The organism is Mesobacillus selenatarsenatis SF-1, assembly GCF_000813125.1.
Taxonomy (GTDB): Bacteria; Bacillota; Bacilli; order Bacillales; family Cytobacillaceae; genus Mesobacillus; species Mesobacillus selenatarsenatis.
The window spans coordinates 40,762-57,602 of the sequence record NZ_BASE01000136.1 but is presented as its reverse complement, the minus strand read 5'-3'; the positions used below and the strand labels follow the sequence as shown (position 1 = coordinate 57,602).

Annotated in this window: 14 protein-coding genes and 1 pseudogene; 9 read left to right on the top strand and 6 right to left on the bottom strand. The window is 42.4% G+C overall.

Going from position 1 to position 16,841, the window contains the following annotated elements; all coding sequences use genetic code 11:
* Positions 1-681 precede the first annotated feature (681 nt).
* Positions 682-1,296: a DUF421 domain-containing protein gene (locus TY49_RS23410; protein WP_041968290.1), complete on the top strand. Its 615-nt coding sequence runs from the start codon at positions 682-684 to the stop codon at positions 1,294-1,296.
* 11 nt (positions 1,297-1,307) lie between these two features.
* Positions 1,308-2,612: a chloride channel protein gene (locus TY49_RS23405; RefSeq protein WP_041968289.1), complete on the top strand. Its 1,305-nt coding sequence runs from the start codon at positions 1,308-1,310 to the stop codon at positions 2,610-2,612.
* Positions 2,613-2,775: 163 nt separating this feature from the next.
* On the opposite strand, the gene TY49_RS23400 is transcribed toward TY49_RS23405, so the two are convergent.
* Together TY49_RS23400 and TY49_RS23395 are read right to left on the bottom strand one after the other, a co-directional pair.
* Entirely contained in the window at positions 2,776-4,218 is a 1,443-nt protein-coding gene (locus TY49_RS23400; RefSeq protein WP_041968288.1) for an alkaline phosphatase, read from the bottom strand.
* Between the two features lie 347 nt (positions 4,219-4,565).
* Positions 4,566-5,579 (bottom strand): DUF3231 family protein, encoded by a 1,014-nt coding sequence (locus tag TY49_RS23395; protein ID WP_041968287.1) that lies wholly within the window; start codon positions 5,577-5,579, stop codon positions 4,566-4,568.
* Positions 5,580-5,773: 194 nt separating this feature from the next.
* Here TY49_RS23395 and TY49_RS23390 point away from each other — a divergent pair, with 194 nt between their 5' ends.
* The gene (locus TY49_RS23390; protein WP_041968286.1) at positions 5,774-6,283 is read left to right on the top strand and encodes a ferritin; all 510 of its coding nucleotides are present in this window, start codon (positions 5,774-5,776) and stop codon (positions 6,281-6,283) included.
* 142 nt (positions 6,284-6,425) lie between these two features.
* Entirely contained in the window at positions 6,426-7,658 is a 1,233-nt protein-coding gene (locus TY49_RS23385) for an MFS transporter (protein WP_052442280.1), read from the top strand.
* Positions 7,659-7,660: 2 nt separating this feature from the next.
* Here the strand turns inward: TY49_RS23385 and TY49_RS23380 are convergent, their stop codons facing one another.
* Complete coding sequence (locus TY49_RS23380) at positions 7,661-8,566, bottom strand: AraC family transcriptional regulator (protein WP_041968284.1); 906 nt, start codon at positions 8,564-8,566, stop codon at positions 7,661-7,663.
* A 220-nt stretch (positions 8,567-8,786) separates the two neighbouring features.
* On the opposite strand from TY49_RS23380, the gene TY49_RS23375 reads away from it, so the two are divergent.
* From TY49_RS23375 to TY49_RS23365, 3 genes are all read left to right on the top strand, one after another.
* Positions 8,787-9,407, top strand: coding sequence for a TetR/AcrR family transcriptional regulator (locus TY49_RS23375; RefSeq protein WP_041968283.1), 621 nt, complete (start codon positions 8,787-8,789; stop codon positions 9,405-9,407).
* A gap of 21 nt (positions 9,408-9,428) precedes the next feature.
* On the top strand, positions 9,429-9,839 hold the full coding sequence (locus TY49_RS23370) for a Spx/MgsR family RNA polymerase-binding regulatory protein (protein WP_041968282.1): 411 nt from the start codon (positions 9,429-9,431) through the stop codon (positions 9,837-9,839).
* Between the two features lie 133 nt (positions 9,840-9,972).
* Entirely contained in the window at positions 9,973-10,728 is a 756-nt protein-coding gene (locus TY49_RS23365; protein ID WP_041968281.1) for a GTP pyrophosphokinase, read from the top strand.
* Between the two features lie 194 nt (positions 10,729-10,922).
* Here TY49_RS23365 and TY49_RS23360 read toward each other — a convergent pair whose 3' ends face one another.
* The 3 genes and pseudogenes from TY49_RS23360 to proB all read right to left on the bottom strand — a co-directional run bounded on the left by TY49_RS23360 (position 10,923) and on the right by proB (position 14,376).
* Positions 10,923-11,627 (bottom strand): hypothetical protein, encoded by a 705-nt coding sequence (locus TY49_RS23360; RefSeq protein WP_041968280.1) that lies wholly within the window; start codon positions 11,625-11,627, stop codon positions 10,923-10,925.
* A 337-nt stretch (positions 11,628-11,964) separates the two neighbouring features.
* Positions 11,965-13,236 (bottom strand): annotated as a pseudogene (locus tag TY49_RS23355) (glutamate-5-semialdehyde dehydrogenase); the annotation flags it as partial.
* 15 nt (positions 13,237-13,251) lie between these two features.
* Entirely contained in the window at positions 13,252-14,376 is a 1,125-nt protein-coding gene (gene proB, locus TY49_RS23350) for a glutamate 5-kinase (RefSeq protein ID WP_041968279.1), read from the bottom strand.
* Positions 14,377-14,746: 370 nt separating this feature from the next.
* Between proB and TY49_RS23345 the strand changes: the two genes are divergently transcribed.
* Positions 14,747-16,441, top strand: coding sequence for a methyl-accepting chemotaxis protein (locus TY49_RS23345; RefSeq protein WP_041968278.1), 1,695 nt, complete (start codon positions 14,747-14,749; stop codon positions 16,439-16,441).
* A gap of 179 nt (positions 16,442-16,620) precedes the next feature.
* Positions 16,621-16,797 (top strand): hypothetical protein, encoded by a 177-nt coding sequence (locus TY49_RS24855; RefSeq protein ID WP_156972761.1) that lies wholly within the window; start codon positions 16,621-16,623, stop codon positions 16,795-16,797.
* Positions 16,798-16,841 lie beyond the last annotated feature (44 nt).

Sequence of the window (16,841 nt, the reverse complement as noted above, 5' to 3'; positions counted from 1 at the left end):
CACCTTGAAACCTGTCACAATAACCACGGTTTCTTGACAGCTTTGGGCTATGTACCTTGAAACCCGTCACAATAACCACGGTTCCTTGACAGCTTTGGGCTATGTACCTTGAAACCTGTCACAATAACCACGGTTTCTTGACAGTTTTGGGCTATGCACCTTGAAAGCTGTCACAATAACATATATGATACATCCCCATGCCCCCCGACCCTCAGGCCGCTTTGATCATTCAGGACTTTTGAAGGGAACAAATAGATGAAGAAGCACAAGTCAAAACCATCATTGATCGTCTAAAGCTTGCTGAAAATAACCCGGCCGCCCTTTTACTGATCGATCAAGAATGAGGTGCAAGAACAACTGCCCGCCAGCAGGGTGAACCGGTGGCATTCTACTGGACGAAAAATCTCCAATATAAAAGGGAATGGGACGGACATAAGAACCGTCCCTTTGTCGCGATTCTTCAACAACCTAAAGGATAAATCCTTCTTCAACATCCCTGCCCCTTCATCCGTTTTCTTGGAGAAACACAGTTATGTTCTCTTCTTTTTTAACACCCCAAAAACGGCAATGTACACTACAGCCTTTTCAACCACCCTTTACCTTTTTATAAAATAGTTATGTGTATAATTTTTACAATTTTTAGCAACATACATATTGATTGCTAAAAAAGGGGGGCTAGCCTTGGATTTACACTTTATATGGAAAGCTGTTGTTATTGTCATCGGTGGGGTCCTTATATTGCGCCTCGCTGGAAGAAAATCTGTTTCCCAGCTGACGGTTGCGCAGACGGTTATGATGGTCGCGGTTGGTTCCCTGATCATTCAGCCAGTAAGCGAGAGGAATATATGGATAACCTTGGTCATTACCTTGTTGATGGTCATCACTCTAATTTTCATTGAATATATCACTTTAAAATATAACGTTATGGAAACCTTTATCTATGGAAAATCCCGCCTTGTGGTTGAGAACGGCCAGCTGAATGAAGCTAACTTGAAAAAATTACGCTTAACAGTTGATATGCTTGAGGTCCGCCTCAGGCAGCAAAACATTAAAAAGTTCAGTGATTTGCAATGGGCAACCATTGAATCGAATGGCCAATTAGGATTTATGCTGAAGCCTGAAAAACAATATGCCACTAAAGAGGATATTCAAATGCTTAAATCGCTGATTGAAGGCAGCCAACCGTCGCCGCCGAACATGAACAATAAGTCCACACCAGCAAGCGGTTCGGACGATATTTTTAAGGAAGTAAAGAATCAAGGCCATAGTAAAGGCCATCCAGAAAAGTTGGAATGAGGTGATTGCGGGTGAATGCCAGGCAGAAGTACAGGAAATTTTTTTGGATTCTTAGTCAATGGATATTTTTCGGCGCTCTGATAGGGTTAGTAGTAGGTTCGGTAACAACATTCCTCCTGGAAACAAACGATTATCTCGGAACTGTCCGGGAAAAAAACAGCTGGCTTATAGCTCTCCTCCCAATCGGCGGCATTATCATAGGCTACATATATATGAAATACGGCAAGGTCTATATAAATGATACTTTAAACGATGCAGGTGAACTAAACAACTTAGTAATCGACGCTGTTCACGGAAAGAAACATGTGCTGCGGAGAATGGGGCCGATCGTCTACCTGGGTACCTTTATTACTGTCTTTTTTGGGGGGTCCACGGGGAGGGAAGGAGCTGCTGTCCAAATGGGGGCTAGTGTAGCAGAAGCAGTCAACAAACTCTTCAAGGTAGCCGCAATCGATAAAAAAATGATCATTATGAGCGGTATTAGTGCTGGTTTCGGCGCAGCATTCGGAACACCAATAACCGGTGCTGTGTTTGGGATGGAAATGGCTGTACTCGGTAAGTTGAAATTCGAAGCGCTGGTTCCCTGCCTTGTCGCCAGCTTTGTTGGTCACTACACAACGACAGCAGTCTGGGAACATAAACATGAAGAATTCATTATCACTTCCGTGCCAGAAATTTCGGTTATCACATTTCTAAAAGTCCTCCTTATGTCTCTTATATTCAGCTTGTTGAGCATTTCTTACAGTCAATTAAGGCACTGGATTGAAAATACCACTAATCGGATCTTTAAGAAAAACCATATGAAAAGAGCATTTTTGGGCGGAATTCTCATTGTGATTTTAACTTTAATCGCCGGCTCGCAGGATTACAACGGCCGCAGCCTGGGCATGTTGGAACAAGCTTTTACAGAAGACGTCCCTCCCTTTGCCTTTCTGGCTAAGCTAATTTTCACTGCGATTACCTTAGGGACAGGCTTCGTTGGCGGAGAAGCGATTCCAATTTTTTTCATGGGAGCGACACTAGGCAATGCTTTGCACTCGTTCATAGAATTGCCAATGTCCTTCCTCGCCGCTTTAGGATTGGTCGCTGCTTTCAGCGGTGCCGCCAACACCCCAATAGCAGCGTTCCTGCTGGCCCTGGAAATGTTTCATGGAAAGGGGATAGAATTCTTTTTTGTCGCCTGCCTGGTCAGTTATATCTTTTCAGGACACCATGGATTATGGCCATCCCAGCAAATACATGAGCCAAAAAGCAGACTATACAGCCTCACTAATGGGGATACCATCAAAAATGCTGAAAAGAAAAAAAAACAATAATAATACAAGACGGGACGGGAACAAGCCGATAACTTTCCGCCTCATAATTATGTTTTTCTATTAATGATGCGCTGGTACTCCTGGGCGCCAATCCTCCCATGATTTCACTAGAAAACACAAAGAAGACCAAATCAAGGGTGATTTGGTCTCTTAAACATTAGTTTTATTTCCCTGCAGGGTGTGCATATTCCTGGCGTGCAGCTTCGGCGATCAGCTTGATTACTTCTGTGTTGTCAAGAACACCTTCGAAGCGCTCGGATCCAGTTCCTGTTGCAAATACTGGTACCATGTTTCCTGTATGTCCGCCAGTTGTGCTTTCTTCGCGTACTGCTCTGTCCACTACGCCTACTTTATTGTACTTGGCAATGACAGATCCTATTTCCCAGCCGGTTCTGTATGCAGCGTACACTTTTCCTTCAGCATCTTTAATATTATCTTGGAATTCTGCTACTTCTTCATTAGTCAATTCGATGTTTGCATACTCCTTGAACACACTCTTGACGCTTTCGGCTGTAGCTGTACCGTCTTCGATGACTAGTTTTCCAGCCATGAATTCAGGTGAAACATCGATTGCTTTCAGTCCTTCGATATCCATAGTTTCTGTTGCAGAAACGCCCATCGTTTCGTGGTCGGCTAATACTACAACAAGTGTATCGTTGCGATTTTTAGCCCATTGTACTACATCTTTTACCGTGTTATCGAACTCGATTGTTTCCTTCCAAATTCCCGTGAAGTCAGCGGCGTGGGAAGCGTGGTCAATACGCGCGCCCTCTACCATCAGGAAGAAGCCATCCTTGCCGTTGGAAAGAACATCGATTGCTTTTTTCGTCATTTCATTTAAAGTTGGCTCATTGCTATTAACATCATCTTTATCTGTTTTATAGTTCATATATGACGAATGGAATAGACCCAGCAATTTGTCAGGAGTACCTGCTTTGTTCAGTTCGTCCCGATCCGTAACATATGTGTAGCCCTTTTCCTCAAATTTCTCAACCAAATCTACACCATCATGGCGCTTTGGTTCAAAATATGTTGCGCCTCCGCCAAGAAGGACATCATATTCGTTTTCCAGCATCTGCTTTGCGACCTCAGCTTGTCCGCTCCAGCGGTTCGGCACGCTCGCAGTAAAAGCAGCAGGTGTTGCGTCTGTTACTGTATTGTTGGAAATGACCCCGACTTTCTTGCCGCGAGCCTGGAAAGCGTCCAGCATGCTCTTTACTTCATTTCCGTTTTCATCCACACCAATTGACTCATTATTTGTTTTTGATCCTGTCGCAATCGCTGTACCAGCAGCACCAGAATCTGTAACAGTATTATCTGCAGAATATGTATGCATCAAAGCAACATTCTCCAGTGATTCCATATTAAGACGGCCTTCCTTGCCGTATTCCATCAAACGTGCAACCTCAAGCTGACCGATTCCCATTCCGTCTCCGACCATCACGATGACGTTTTTAGGCGGCTTTTGTGAAACGTTCTCCTTCGATACATCAGCCTTCGCAGCTACCTGGCTGTTATTTTCTGTTAAACTATTGATTCCTGCAAAGCCCCCCGCTGCTAAAGTCCCGGTCAATGTAACCGCTAACAATTTTGTTTTCAATGACATTTCGGTTCCTCCTTCAATAGATGATTGCTCTATTACTCTACTTTTTTCACATTAACGGGTCAATCAGACATGAGTCGCAGGTAATACGGCCCATCCTCCTGGGACGGGACACAGGGACGGTTCTCGTGTCCCGTTGGTGAATAAAATTAAAGAAGTGTTAGTTGACCCATGTCCCCTTTATATGAAAAAGAACTTGTCCCCAACTCCATATACAGGAATGGTGACCAGTCCTTTTTTACCCTTTTTATCCCTGACCGCCATACTCTTCTTACGGCATCGGCTCATTGACAGCCATTTCTAGAGTCTGGATATCTTTCAAGCTTTGTATTTCCTCAAGGTAAAGCCCTTCATTCCCCTTTTATCAGCTTTTCCCGATCCACAAACATCGGAGGCTGCTCTAGCCAGCCTCTTTCAATAATCATCTGGGCCCCGTCTTCGGAATAAGTTAATGCTCTTAGAATAAAACCGCTGTACAAAGCTCCAACATCCCTTCTCATACTCAAGGACAATGCGAACCCGTAAGCAGCTACGCCCAACTGGGATAGGATGCTTACCACGAAGAGCATCAGCTGGTCAGAATAAGGAGGATCGTTCGAATCACTGACGATTGAATCCCAAGTCATCGAATTGGGAACATTGCTTTCCATCAAAACATGATGGGTCTCCCTTAAGATTTTGTCGCATAGCTGGACACCTGAATAAAAATAAGTTTTCAAATCATGATCCTGGGCTACCTGGGCAAAACCTAATAGCGTGGACTTCCCTAGCTCATTATGGAGGGAGGTCAAATAGAGATGATTTACTTCATTCCCCAGAAGCGGGCGTTTTTTTCCGAACCATCCTGTCAGGAAATACTGCTTATCTACGAAATCTACTTTCTTGGGATAGTTCATGTATGGGGGCCGGATGTAAACTCCCTTCCTCTTCATAAGTGTAGTGATTTCACGGTTAAGTTCCGTTGCCTGGCTGTGGAATTTTTCAAAAAGAGCACGGATATCATCCCTGGATGAAGTGGCAATCGCACTAGAGTGGCTAGTCAGTCCGAACTTGCTCATATGCTGCATGTACTCCATGTAAAAAATATCCGAAAAGAGACGTGGAGCAGACAGATTCACATGCTTTTCGACCGGAAATCCCTCCGGCCTGGCGATGCCCTCCTGCTCATAGATCATGCCAATCTCCTTCAGATGAGAGTCCGCTACTTCAATCGTAAATTCAAGAAGTGGTTTGACTTCTAAATCATCGACCCTTTCAAGAAAGTGAGTCAAAATAGAAATGACGACACTGTCGTTAATATATGTATCCCATAAATTCGATATCTCCGCGCAGGTTAAATGAACCTTTTGATTTGATGCGTCCATACATACCCCTCCAGAAAAACAACAAGATGTTATCGGTAGTATTTCCTGTTTCATCCAAATGATGTATTTGAATTCTTGAGGCGCGGAATCTTTGCAAAAACACCGAGGGTAAAACAAACGAGTAAACAAGTTTCAAAAATTCCTATTACCTATAAACTAAACTGAAGATTTATTGAAATCGGGGAGTGAAAAAAATGAATGATGAACTTCAAAGCTTGTTTAATGATTTAATTCAACTCGAGCATGTTTCTTCCACTTTATATCTCGCGATGTCTGCTTATATGGCTAAAAAGAATTTTACAGGTATAGCTCATTGGTTAAGGCTGCAATCTGAGGAAGAGCGTACACATATGCTTACTTTAGTTGATTTTGTTGTGGATCGGGATGGTACTGTCCAAATTAATAGCATGCCTGCACAGCCAAAAGACTTTGGCACTCCGTTAGAGACCTTTCAAAAAGTAATGGCCCATGAACAGTATGTTACGAATACTTACCGTCAGGCCTATAACTATGTGAATTCAGTTGACCCTCAAGCCGCTTTGATCATCCAGGATTTTTTAAGGGAACAAATAGATGAAGAAGCACAGGCCAAAACCATTATTGATCGTCTCAAACTTGCGGAAAATAACCCTTCAGCTCTTTTGCTGATCGACCAGGAATTAGGTGCTAGAACAAATGCCGCAACTCCTCAGGCGGCTGGTTGAATCGGTGACCGATTGAAAGACAAACATAATGTAATATCGTGGTAACTTCGCTGTTTTTTTTATAAGCACCTCACAAAAACCGCAAATTTGGAAAAGAAATCGTCTTCCTCCCTCTCTATAATCTGGTTAGGGGGAGATGAAATTGACATTTATTAAGCAAATGGATTCCTATCGTGTCTATATATATACACGTTTTTGGTCTCAGTTCTTTTTTACATTTATCTTTACGGTTAACTTGCTATATCATGTGAAGGTCGTAGGACTTGATCCGCTGCAGCTGGTCCTGGTTGGGACTGTTCTTGAGGCGGTTGTGTTCCTGTTTGAGATTCCGACTGGGTTTATGGCGGATTTAAAAAGTCGCAGGCTTTCTGTGATTATCGGGTATTTTTTGATTGGGGCTGGGTTCCTCATCGAGGGCAGTTTTCCTTATTTCGCAGCCGTGTTATTGTCTCAAGTCCTTTGGGGAATTGGATACACGTTTACAAGCGGTGCTCATCAAGCCTGGATTGCCGATGAAATCGGAGAAGATCGTGCTTCCCAGGCGTTTGTGAATGGTGCAAAAGCTGGCACACTCGGAGAAGTGATCGCGATTCCTTTAAGTATATTGATCGGTTACTTTTTCATGATCAATCTGCCGATCATCATTGGCGGATTATCGATGGTGGGCTTAGCTGTTTTCCTGCTTCTATTTATGAAAGAAGAGAACTTCAAACCTGCTCAACCTGAAAATATATCAACCTGGTCGACGCTGAAAAGTAATATGAACCAGATGGTCCATTATACAAAGGCTAGCTATATAATGCGGATTCTCTTCCTTATTGCTCTGTTTTTCGGGTTATATAGCGAAGGCTTTGACCGGCTATGGATTTCTCACTTCCTTGAAGAAACCCGTCTCGCATACATGACAGAAGGGAACTTGGTCATCCTAATCGGCAGCATTCAATTTGTCGTTATGCTCCTTTCATATATTGGCCTTCATTTTATCAGCCGGAGTTCTCTCCATCATCAGTTAAACACCATCTATATATCCTTGCTGATCGGATGTGTTCTGATTATCACTTCGCTGACCGGTTTTGCGCTTTCGAATGGAATCATGAGTTTGCTGTGCTTTTACCTGATCATCCAAGGAACAAGGTCTGTCATGGCACCGCTTGAGGATACATGGTTGAATAAAATCATTCCAGATTCCTCGACACGCGCGACATTCTTTTCGGTAAAAGGTCAGGTTGATGCGATTGGTCAAATTAGCGGAGGACCAGCAATAGGATTAATTGCCGCCAATTTTTCGATAAAAATCGCCATGATTGCAAGTGCCCTTCTTTTAACACCAGTGATTTATCTATATCAATTGGTCATAAAAAAATCTCGAGGATGATGTCATTCTCGAGATTTTTCTTTGATTGGGATATGAATTTCCATATAGACTTTTTTAAAATCCCAGTAATGGCAATGCTCGTCATAAAACTCAAAATCAAAGCCCGCTTCATCCACTTCATAGGCTGAGTGCGGAAACCAATCCTCCAGTATGTACCTCCACGTCCCTTTGATTGCCGAAGCGAATTGTCCAACCTCTACCAAAGGCGTCCGGAAAATAGCATAGACAGCCTCGGGGATTTCTGTCGCGGTCACTCCATCCGGTAAGCCTTTTTCATCATCATAGTCTACAGCAAACATATAACTACACCTGTCTTCATCAAGACTGCGGCTCAAATTGATACAATACTCACCATGCTTTTTCGGCGACAGCTCTTTGTATAAGTAAGTTTCAATCGAACCGTCTGTCAAACCTTCCTGCTCCCAGAAGGCTGGCACATTTCTGTCAGAAGGGAAATTCTCAATACTGAAGATTTTCCCGGCCACATTAAAAGCGCTTCGCCGGACAATTTGCGGCTGCAGGACAATGCCACCCGTGTTCTTTTCATGAAGGCTCATCAGATCCAGTTTTTGAGGCAGCGATGTCGGACAATGCTCCTTATACAGACTCGGAGGACTTCCAAAACACTTCTTGAACGCTTTCGTGAAGCCAGCATGTGTTTCAAACCCATAATCCATGGCAATTTCGATGATCTTTTTCCCATTCACTAACTCATACAATGCAAACTGGAGCTTCCTTTTCACGACGTAATCCATTAATGTATAACCCGTCTGCTTCTGAAAAATCCGCGAAAAATGATAAGGAGAATACCCAACCATTCTTGCCAGCTTATCAGCACTAAGCTCCTCTTTTATATGATCCTCTATATAATCAATGATACGTTGAAATAAAAGTAACTGTTGAATCATCCTCACCACTTTACGGTTGATCTTGGTCCTTGTCTTCTCCATTCCAATTTTACAAGACTTTTGGGATATGTGGAATAAAGACGTCAGAACTCTCTCAGTGTCTCATCACAGCATCAAATATGACACACTGTCACATTCGACATTGACATGTGACAGTGTGTCATATATTATAAAACTATAATATGACACGGTGTCATATCTCTAAACTGAGGTGATCACTATGCCAAAGCAAACGTTTTTTAATTTGTCAGAGCAAAAACGGAAAAATCTGCTGGAATCAGCAGAAATGGAGTTTACAAGGGCTCCTTTATTTGAAGCTTCAATAGCAAATATCATTAAAACAGCTGGTATATCTCGAGGCAGCTTTTATCAATATTTCGAGGACAAGGATGATTTATATTTCTATTTATTAGAAGATAAATTAAAAAAGGGCAAAATCTATTTCAGCGGCCTACTGGCCAAACATCAGGGTGACTTAATTGAAGCTGTGATTGAGCTTCAAAATTACTTTTTACTTGCGTTATCAGACGAGGAAGAGAAGCAATTTTTAAAGAATGCCCTGCTCTACACAACACATAGAGTAGAAAGCTCCTTTACAAGTATCTGGGATACCTATTTGGATAACCAGGAATTCAAGAAGGTTGGGAAATTGATTAATAGAGACTACCTGAATTCAACTGCCGAAAAAGAGCTGTTACATATCTTTAAAATGGTCTCTGCACTGGCCTTTAACAACCTGATTGAAAAAACAGTAAAGGGCTTATCTGATGATGAGGCAATGGAATCCTTTAAACTTAGCATGAGCTTACTAAAACAAGGTATCTACAAGCAAAATAACTGATCAGTACGGAGGTGTAGGTTAATGACTGTAATGATATATGGATTAGGATGCAGGTCAACCAAGAAAGCTAGAAAATGGATGGTAAACAACCAGATTCCTTTCGTGGAAAGGGATATGATGGAGGAACCTTTAACGGTTCATGAGCTTCAGGAACTATTACAATTGACCACTGATGGTACCGATGACATTCTCTCTAAGAGATCCCTTCCTTATAGAACCATGAATATAGACTTTGATAACCTTTCTTTGCTTGAATTACTGGAATTGATCCATCAACACCCCCGGTTACTGAAAAGTCCTTTAATCGTGGAAAACAAGAAGCTTCAAGTTGGTTATAACGACGAGGAAATCCGGCAATTCCTTCCGAGAAAAGTTCGTAAGTTTCAGTGGCTGCAATGGAAAATGCAACACTTACGACCGATGGAGAGTTGACTTTTTCAATCACCATTTTGCACAGAGAAGTTTTTAAGCAGAAATGGCAGCCTCCCCTATGTTACACTCCCACCCAATATTGAATGGGCTGTGATACGGAGAGACCCAACCAACCACAAGGAGAAGCCCACAAATGGAAGAATTGACTCAGCAGTACAGAATCAATCCCAAAGAAATGAGAAACGACCTAAAAAGGTTTTCTTTGATTTATAAATTTGCACTGGATGAAATGAATACTAAGATCAATATTTTAAAAGAAGAATTTATTCATATCCACGATTACAATCCAATAGAACATTGTAATTCAAGGCTAAAATCTCCCGAGAGTATCGTAAAAAAAATGATCAGGAAGAACCTTGGCCTATCGATAGAATCCATCAGGGACAATATAAAAGACATTGCGGGCATCCGAATCATTTGTCCATTCATCACGGATGTTTATAAAATAAGCCAGATGATTGAAAAGCAAAGAGATATAGAATTGGTTGAACGGAAGGATTACATCAAACAGCCAAAACCCAACGGTTATCAGAGTCTCCATCTTATTATCAAAATCCCGGTTTTCATGTCCGACCGAGTAGAAATGGTGTTTGTCGAACTGCAGATACGAACCATCGCCATGGATTTCTGGGCGAGTCTAGAGCATAAAATATACTATAAATATGATAAGGAAATACCTGAAAGGATCAAAAAAGATTTGAAGGACGCAGCCATTTCAGCTGCTGAGTTGGATTTGAAAATGGAGAGGATTAATAACGAAGTGGCAGATTTGAAAGTGAAAGACGATTTGGATGCAGACCTTCTTCCTTTCAATGACACTCCTAAAACAAATTTTCAATCATTCCTAAATGGCTTTTTTGTGGATGTTCCCAAAGAGGTAAAAAAATAGAGATATCCTAAAGTGATTAAAGTTAGATTAGAGGGTTTCCCAAGCTTGGCACCCTCATTATTTTTGGATAACTTGTGAGACACAGAGACGTGAAGTGTCTCATTCAGGAACCGAAATAGTCAAACGAGAAGCCTCGTGCCTGCGTGATTCCTTGTCGTAAAAGTTAGTGAGATATGTCTCTGTCTCTATGTCTTTTATTTACTTTTGAAAAAATAGGAATGAAGGATCAGTGCGACAATGTATTCTGGTTTTTCTTCTTGTACTTCTAATACTTGTACATTGCTGATGATATGATTCCGTTTCATTGTGCCGAGCAACACTTCGTCTTGGATTAGTGAAATGGTTGATGTGATCGTTATGGCAGAAGATACAAAAGTAGTTTCAAAGATACTATACTCAATCGCTTCATTTAATTTCAGTGTATTTTTCAGATTTAATTGTGTTTGAGCTTTACCAATGAGTTTTCCATTTTTATAGATTCTCCATTGATCCTGCTGGGTGAACCATTTTTCTCGATACCATTGAACATCGTATAAATCATTGTCTATTTTAATTTCTAATGAAAGGTTCCAGTTAAAACCGAGAAGATCCCCAAAAATATATTTCCATTTCTGCTGAAAGTACCGTTTTATGTATCCTCTTTGAGCGTTCCCTTTAAAAAGAGGTTTCTGAATGGGTAATGATTTTTGGATATTGTAAAATGACCAGCCCTCGATATTATTCGGCTGATAAGCACGCTCTTTTTCTGCGAATCTTTTACTGATCAGATAAATAGCAAGTGAGCCTACTGGTAGCAACATAATTACCGCAAACATCAAAGGCTCGAATGCACCAAACACGATATATCGAGCAAGTACTGTAAGTAATAACAAAACGAAGAATACTAATAGTTCAATCATTAAAAGTCACCTCTAATGTTTTACGATACATTCTTATAAAAGTTTCAACCTTTTAAGACACAGAGCGGTTCTGCCCCCTAATAAATATGACTTTTTTACAGTTGCCGAGACGCCGGAACCACCCTATCTCTCGATACTTGCTAATCGTACCCTTATGTGACCTTCTCCCTTCTCATAAGGGTACCTTTTCGCGCTTATCGTATCCTTATGCGATCACTTCCCTCACCATAAGAGTACTAATCTTACCTTTTCATCACTTTCCTACATCAAAAGAAGGCCCTCCCCATCACTATCGATAAGGAAAGCCTTCTTCTCTTCTATATAAATAGCAAATGAATTATCTAACCAATCCATCCCCAACCATAACATACTTGCGAGTAGTCAATGCTGGCAGTCCCATTGGCCCTCTGGCGTGCAGCTTCTGCGTAGAAATCCCAATCTCTGCCCCAAATCCTAACGCTCCGCCATCTGTGAATCTAGTGGATGCGTTATGGTAGACCGCTGCTGCATCTACTAGCTGCAGGAACTTCCTGGCGTTGTTTTCGTTCTCCGTAATAATAGCTTCTGAATGTTTTGTGCCATACTGGTCGATGTGCTCGATGGCTTCATCGATATCACTAACTACCTTTACGGCGATGTCTAGGCTCAGGTATTCGTCGGCCCAGTCGGGTTCCGTTGCAGGTACTACGTTTGGCAGTGAAGCGGCTGCCAACTCATCACCATGTACAGTAATCCCACTCTCCTGGAATGCTACAGCAAGCTGTTCTTTGTTCTTCTCAAGCCATGCCTGATGGACAACAAGTGTTTCGGCTGCGTTGCAGACTGCCGGACGGTCTGTTTTGGCGTTGATCATGATGTTGACTGCTTTTTCGGTGTCAGCTTCCTCGTCCACATACAGGTGGCAGTTGCCTACTCCCGTTTCTAACACTGGTACAGTGGCGTTTTCGACGACTGCCTTAATCAAAGCTCCGCCTCCGCGTGGAATCAGGACGTCGATGTGCTCTTTCATCGTGAACAGCTGCTGTGTTGCTTCGCGGTCTGCTGTGGCGATGAACTGGATTGCCTCCTTCGGCACCTTTGTGTTTTCAAGTGCCTGATGCATGATGTCGACGATGGCTTTGTTAGAGGACAGTGCGGAGGACCCGCCTTTTAAAATAATAGCGTTTCCTGATTTGAGTGCCAATCCTGCTGCATCGACAGTTACATTCGGGCGTGCCTCGTAAATCATCCCGATAACGCCGAGCGGAACGCGGATTTCTTTTACATTGAGTCCATTTTCCAGCGTCCAATCTGAAAGGACGTCGCCGACTGGATCTGCATGCTCTGCCACTTGGCGCAACCCTTGTGCAAAGTCTGCGATTCGCTCGCGGCTAAGTGCCAGGCGATCCATGAATGCATCCTCGAAGCCCTTTTCCCTTCCGTTCATCAAATCCTTTTCGTTCTCTGCTAAAATTGCTTCATAATTGTTATCCAATGCGTCAGCCAGGATAAGTAGTGCCTCATTTTTTTCTTCAGTTGATAGAATGCTTAGCTTTTTCGCTGCCTTTTTCGCTGCAATCGCTTGTTCCTCTACTGTCGTTGTTTGAGTCATTGTCAATGTCATCAAAACGCCTCCTGTATATTTTTAGACTGATACCGGCATTGCAAAATCACGTGAACATACAAATGTGTCCTGTTCGATCGCTTCTTTTGTTTCACATTCTTCTTCAATAAGTGTCTCTTCCAATTTTCCGCTAGAATAGTTGATTCTTCCGAGTCCGATTTCTTCTCCGTTTTCATCCATCACTCGGACAACCGCTCCCTCGCTGAACCTTCCTTTTACATGAAGGATGTCAGATGGAAGGATATTTTTCCGATCCTCGATAACTGCCTTCTTTGATTCTGGACTGATAATGACTTCACCCTCAGGTCCGGAATGGAAGGCGATCCATTGCTGATTGTTGTCGAGGTTGAAGCCTTCAGGATCCTGGTTGAAATATGTTCCTTTTGCTGATCCGCTCACTGCTTTTACCAGAATGTCCTTGCTGTCGGCCTTCCCTAAAAACGAATCGATACCGGATGCCATCGCAATTTTTACAGCGGAGATTTTCGATTTCATCCCACCGGTACCGACTGCGCTTCCGGAGCCGCCTGCTGCTGCTTCGATTTCAGGAGTGATTTCATGGACCTTATCAAGCAACTTAGCGTCTGGGTTGTTGTTCGGATTATCGTCATACAATCCGTCGATATCGGAAAGAATGATCAGCTGGTCTGCCTCAATCAACGCGGCCACTTTCGCTGACAATGTATCATTGTCGCCAAAACGTAGGCGATCAACCGTCACTGTGTCATTTTCATTGATGATCGGGATGATTCCTCTCTCCAACAAGACGTTCAATGTATTTTTCATGTTGTTGTAGCGATTTTCATTTGCGAAATCGCTTCTCGTGATCAAGATTTGAGAAGCCACATACCCGTGAGATAAAAACAGTTCTGAATAAGATTCCATCAACAGGCCCTGGCCGATTGAGGCGGCTGCCTGCTTTTCAGGCAATGAAGTCGGCCGCTGAATGCAGCCAAGCTTGCGGTACCCAGCAGCCACAGCGCCAGATGAAACTACCGCTGTTTCATAGCCCGCATCCTTCAAGGCAACAATCTGGTTCGCCAGGTTCTCAAGCTTCCGGCGGCTGATTTCCCCGTGCATACTTGTCAGCGAACTGCTGCCAATCTTAATTACAACTCTTTTTATCTTCTTGTCTTGCTCTAACATCCAATACCTCCTTGTAAATCCGTCTGCATTAGAAGGAACTAGCACCTCATTCAAAAAGTGTTCGTATACCGTTCGTCTTTTGCCAACGTTATTAATGGTAACATCCTCAAAATCAGTTTCAAGGGATATCCTGCCATTCGTGAGCATATGGCCGAGATAGTGAATGGAAGCGGTAACATTTTAAAGATAAGGCCCATTATATGAGGCTAATCATGGATGAGGATGTCTCAGGGGGAAATATGGAGGTATATCGGGATTGTCGGGACAAGCAAGAAATTTTCCAAAATAAACCTTACAATACCTTAACATTCAATTTACATAGTCTCTGTATACTGAATTTAATAGGTCGATAGTATCATAATTGGAGGTAATGATTTTGAAGTTTACAACCAGGCTTTCATCTTTCACCCTGGGCACTCGCCTGCTGCTCTTATTTATCTCTCTTTTGATGGTTTCGGTTGTCACCGTGGGTGTCAGCTCGTATATGAAAGCGAGGAATATGGCTGTGGAAACGGTCGAGCACCGCCTTGAAAGAGAAGCACAATTAATAGGATACATAGCCGAGAATTTGAAATTTGTTTATGTCAGTGACGAAGAATACTTCAGGCAGCAGCTGGAAGCTAATGTCCGCTCACAGCAGAATAAGCTTAAGGATGAAGGAATTGCATCTGACTTCTTTTATATTAGTGATGAAAAAGCTGTTCCCTTCAATGTAAGCAAGAAATCAGAGTATAATTTTTCTGCCAACCAGATTAAATCCATCCAACAGTCCAAGAACGGAGTGATCCATTCTGGATTCAATGGACAAGACTATACGATTGCTTTTAATGAAATGAAAGAAATCAACGGAATTTATGTTATCGTGATACCGACCAGTACATATATGGGGCCTGTTAATGAAATGGCCTATTTTACAATCATTGTCATCTTGATCAGTCTATTAGCTTCAACGATTATGATCAGCCTGTTTGTCAAAAAACTGACGAAACCTTTGAACGAGCTTAGAAACACAATGAAAAAGGTACGTGATGGTCATCTGCAAAGTGCTCCTGACATAGATACCTCTATTCCGGAAATCAACTCCTTGCAAAAAAGCTACAACAGCATGATTGAGCAGATGATGAAAATGGTTACGGAACTGACTGCAACGACAAAAGAGTTAGGCAATACAGGCAATGAACTGAAGGATTCATCTCAAAGCTCACTGGCAAGCAGTCAGCAGCTCGTAGCCGCAATCCATCTCGTGAAAACAGGAGCACAACAAACCGCAGCCAGCTCAGAGACAAGTGTTCGAAGTTTTACAGATATGAAAGATATGATTGAAGCCATGGTAAAGAATATGGACAGTGTGTTCAGCAGTTCGGCAACAATGAATGCATCAGCCGTGAATGGCGAAGAAACCCTACGCGAATTAATCACAATGATTCACTCTTTTGAAAGAGATTTCAAACAATTAGCCAATACAGTCTATCAGGTAAAAGAATATTCGCATTCGATCACGAAGCTGGTTGGCATGGTAAAAGCGATTGCCGACCAGACAAAACTGCTTGCGCTCAATGCCTCGATTGAAGCAGCACGCGCCGGGGAAGCTGGTAAAGGCTTTGCTGTTGTCGCTAATGAAGTCGGCAGCCTCGCTGAACAATCTGCGAAAACGGCCGAGGAAATCACCAAGGCCATTGGTAAAATGGAGAAAATTACAGTTGGTGCAACAGCAGAATTTGATGAGATGCATTCGAAAATCAAAACAAATCTTTCAATGGCCAGCAGCTCACAAACTTCCTTCGACGAATTGATGAACGGGATTTCCGTCGTGAGCACCAAGCTCCACTCTATGCAAGGTGAACTGGAAAACCTTGAAAACACGCTCCCGCAATTAGCTGAGGGAGCCGACAGCTTCCTGTCCGTTTCACAGGAAACCCTCGCAAGCGCAGAAGAAATGCTTTTAGCAAGCGAGGTTCAAGTCGAACAAATGGGAGCCACCGATGAAATCGGTATGAAGCTGAATAGCCTCGCTGAGTCATTATCCGGAATTACCAAACAGTTCAGCCTAGAAGGAAAAGCCTGATTCATCGAGTTCAGGCTTTTCTTTATGCGTATGGAATAGTTTACACAATGAAATATTATCTTAAATCAATCGCAACCTGTTAATTCTTCTTAAAAAAGCCTTAATATATCACCTGCATCTTCTTAATATTCTCCATTTATTCTAGTATTAATATTTTTAATCTAAAGGAGGATTCACGAATGCAAAGCAATCTTTCTACAGAAGAACAAGTGAAATTAAAACATTTGAAGTTACAATTAATGAATGCCCAAAACCAAAACGAACGCCATTCCATTCTGAAAGATATTGAACAACTGCTCAACAAAGCGAAGTATCGTAAGAGATTCATGTCAACAATAGTGGATAACGAGATGTAAAAGGGGATAGACAAATGTCTATCCCCTCTTTCTTGCACTTTAAT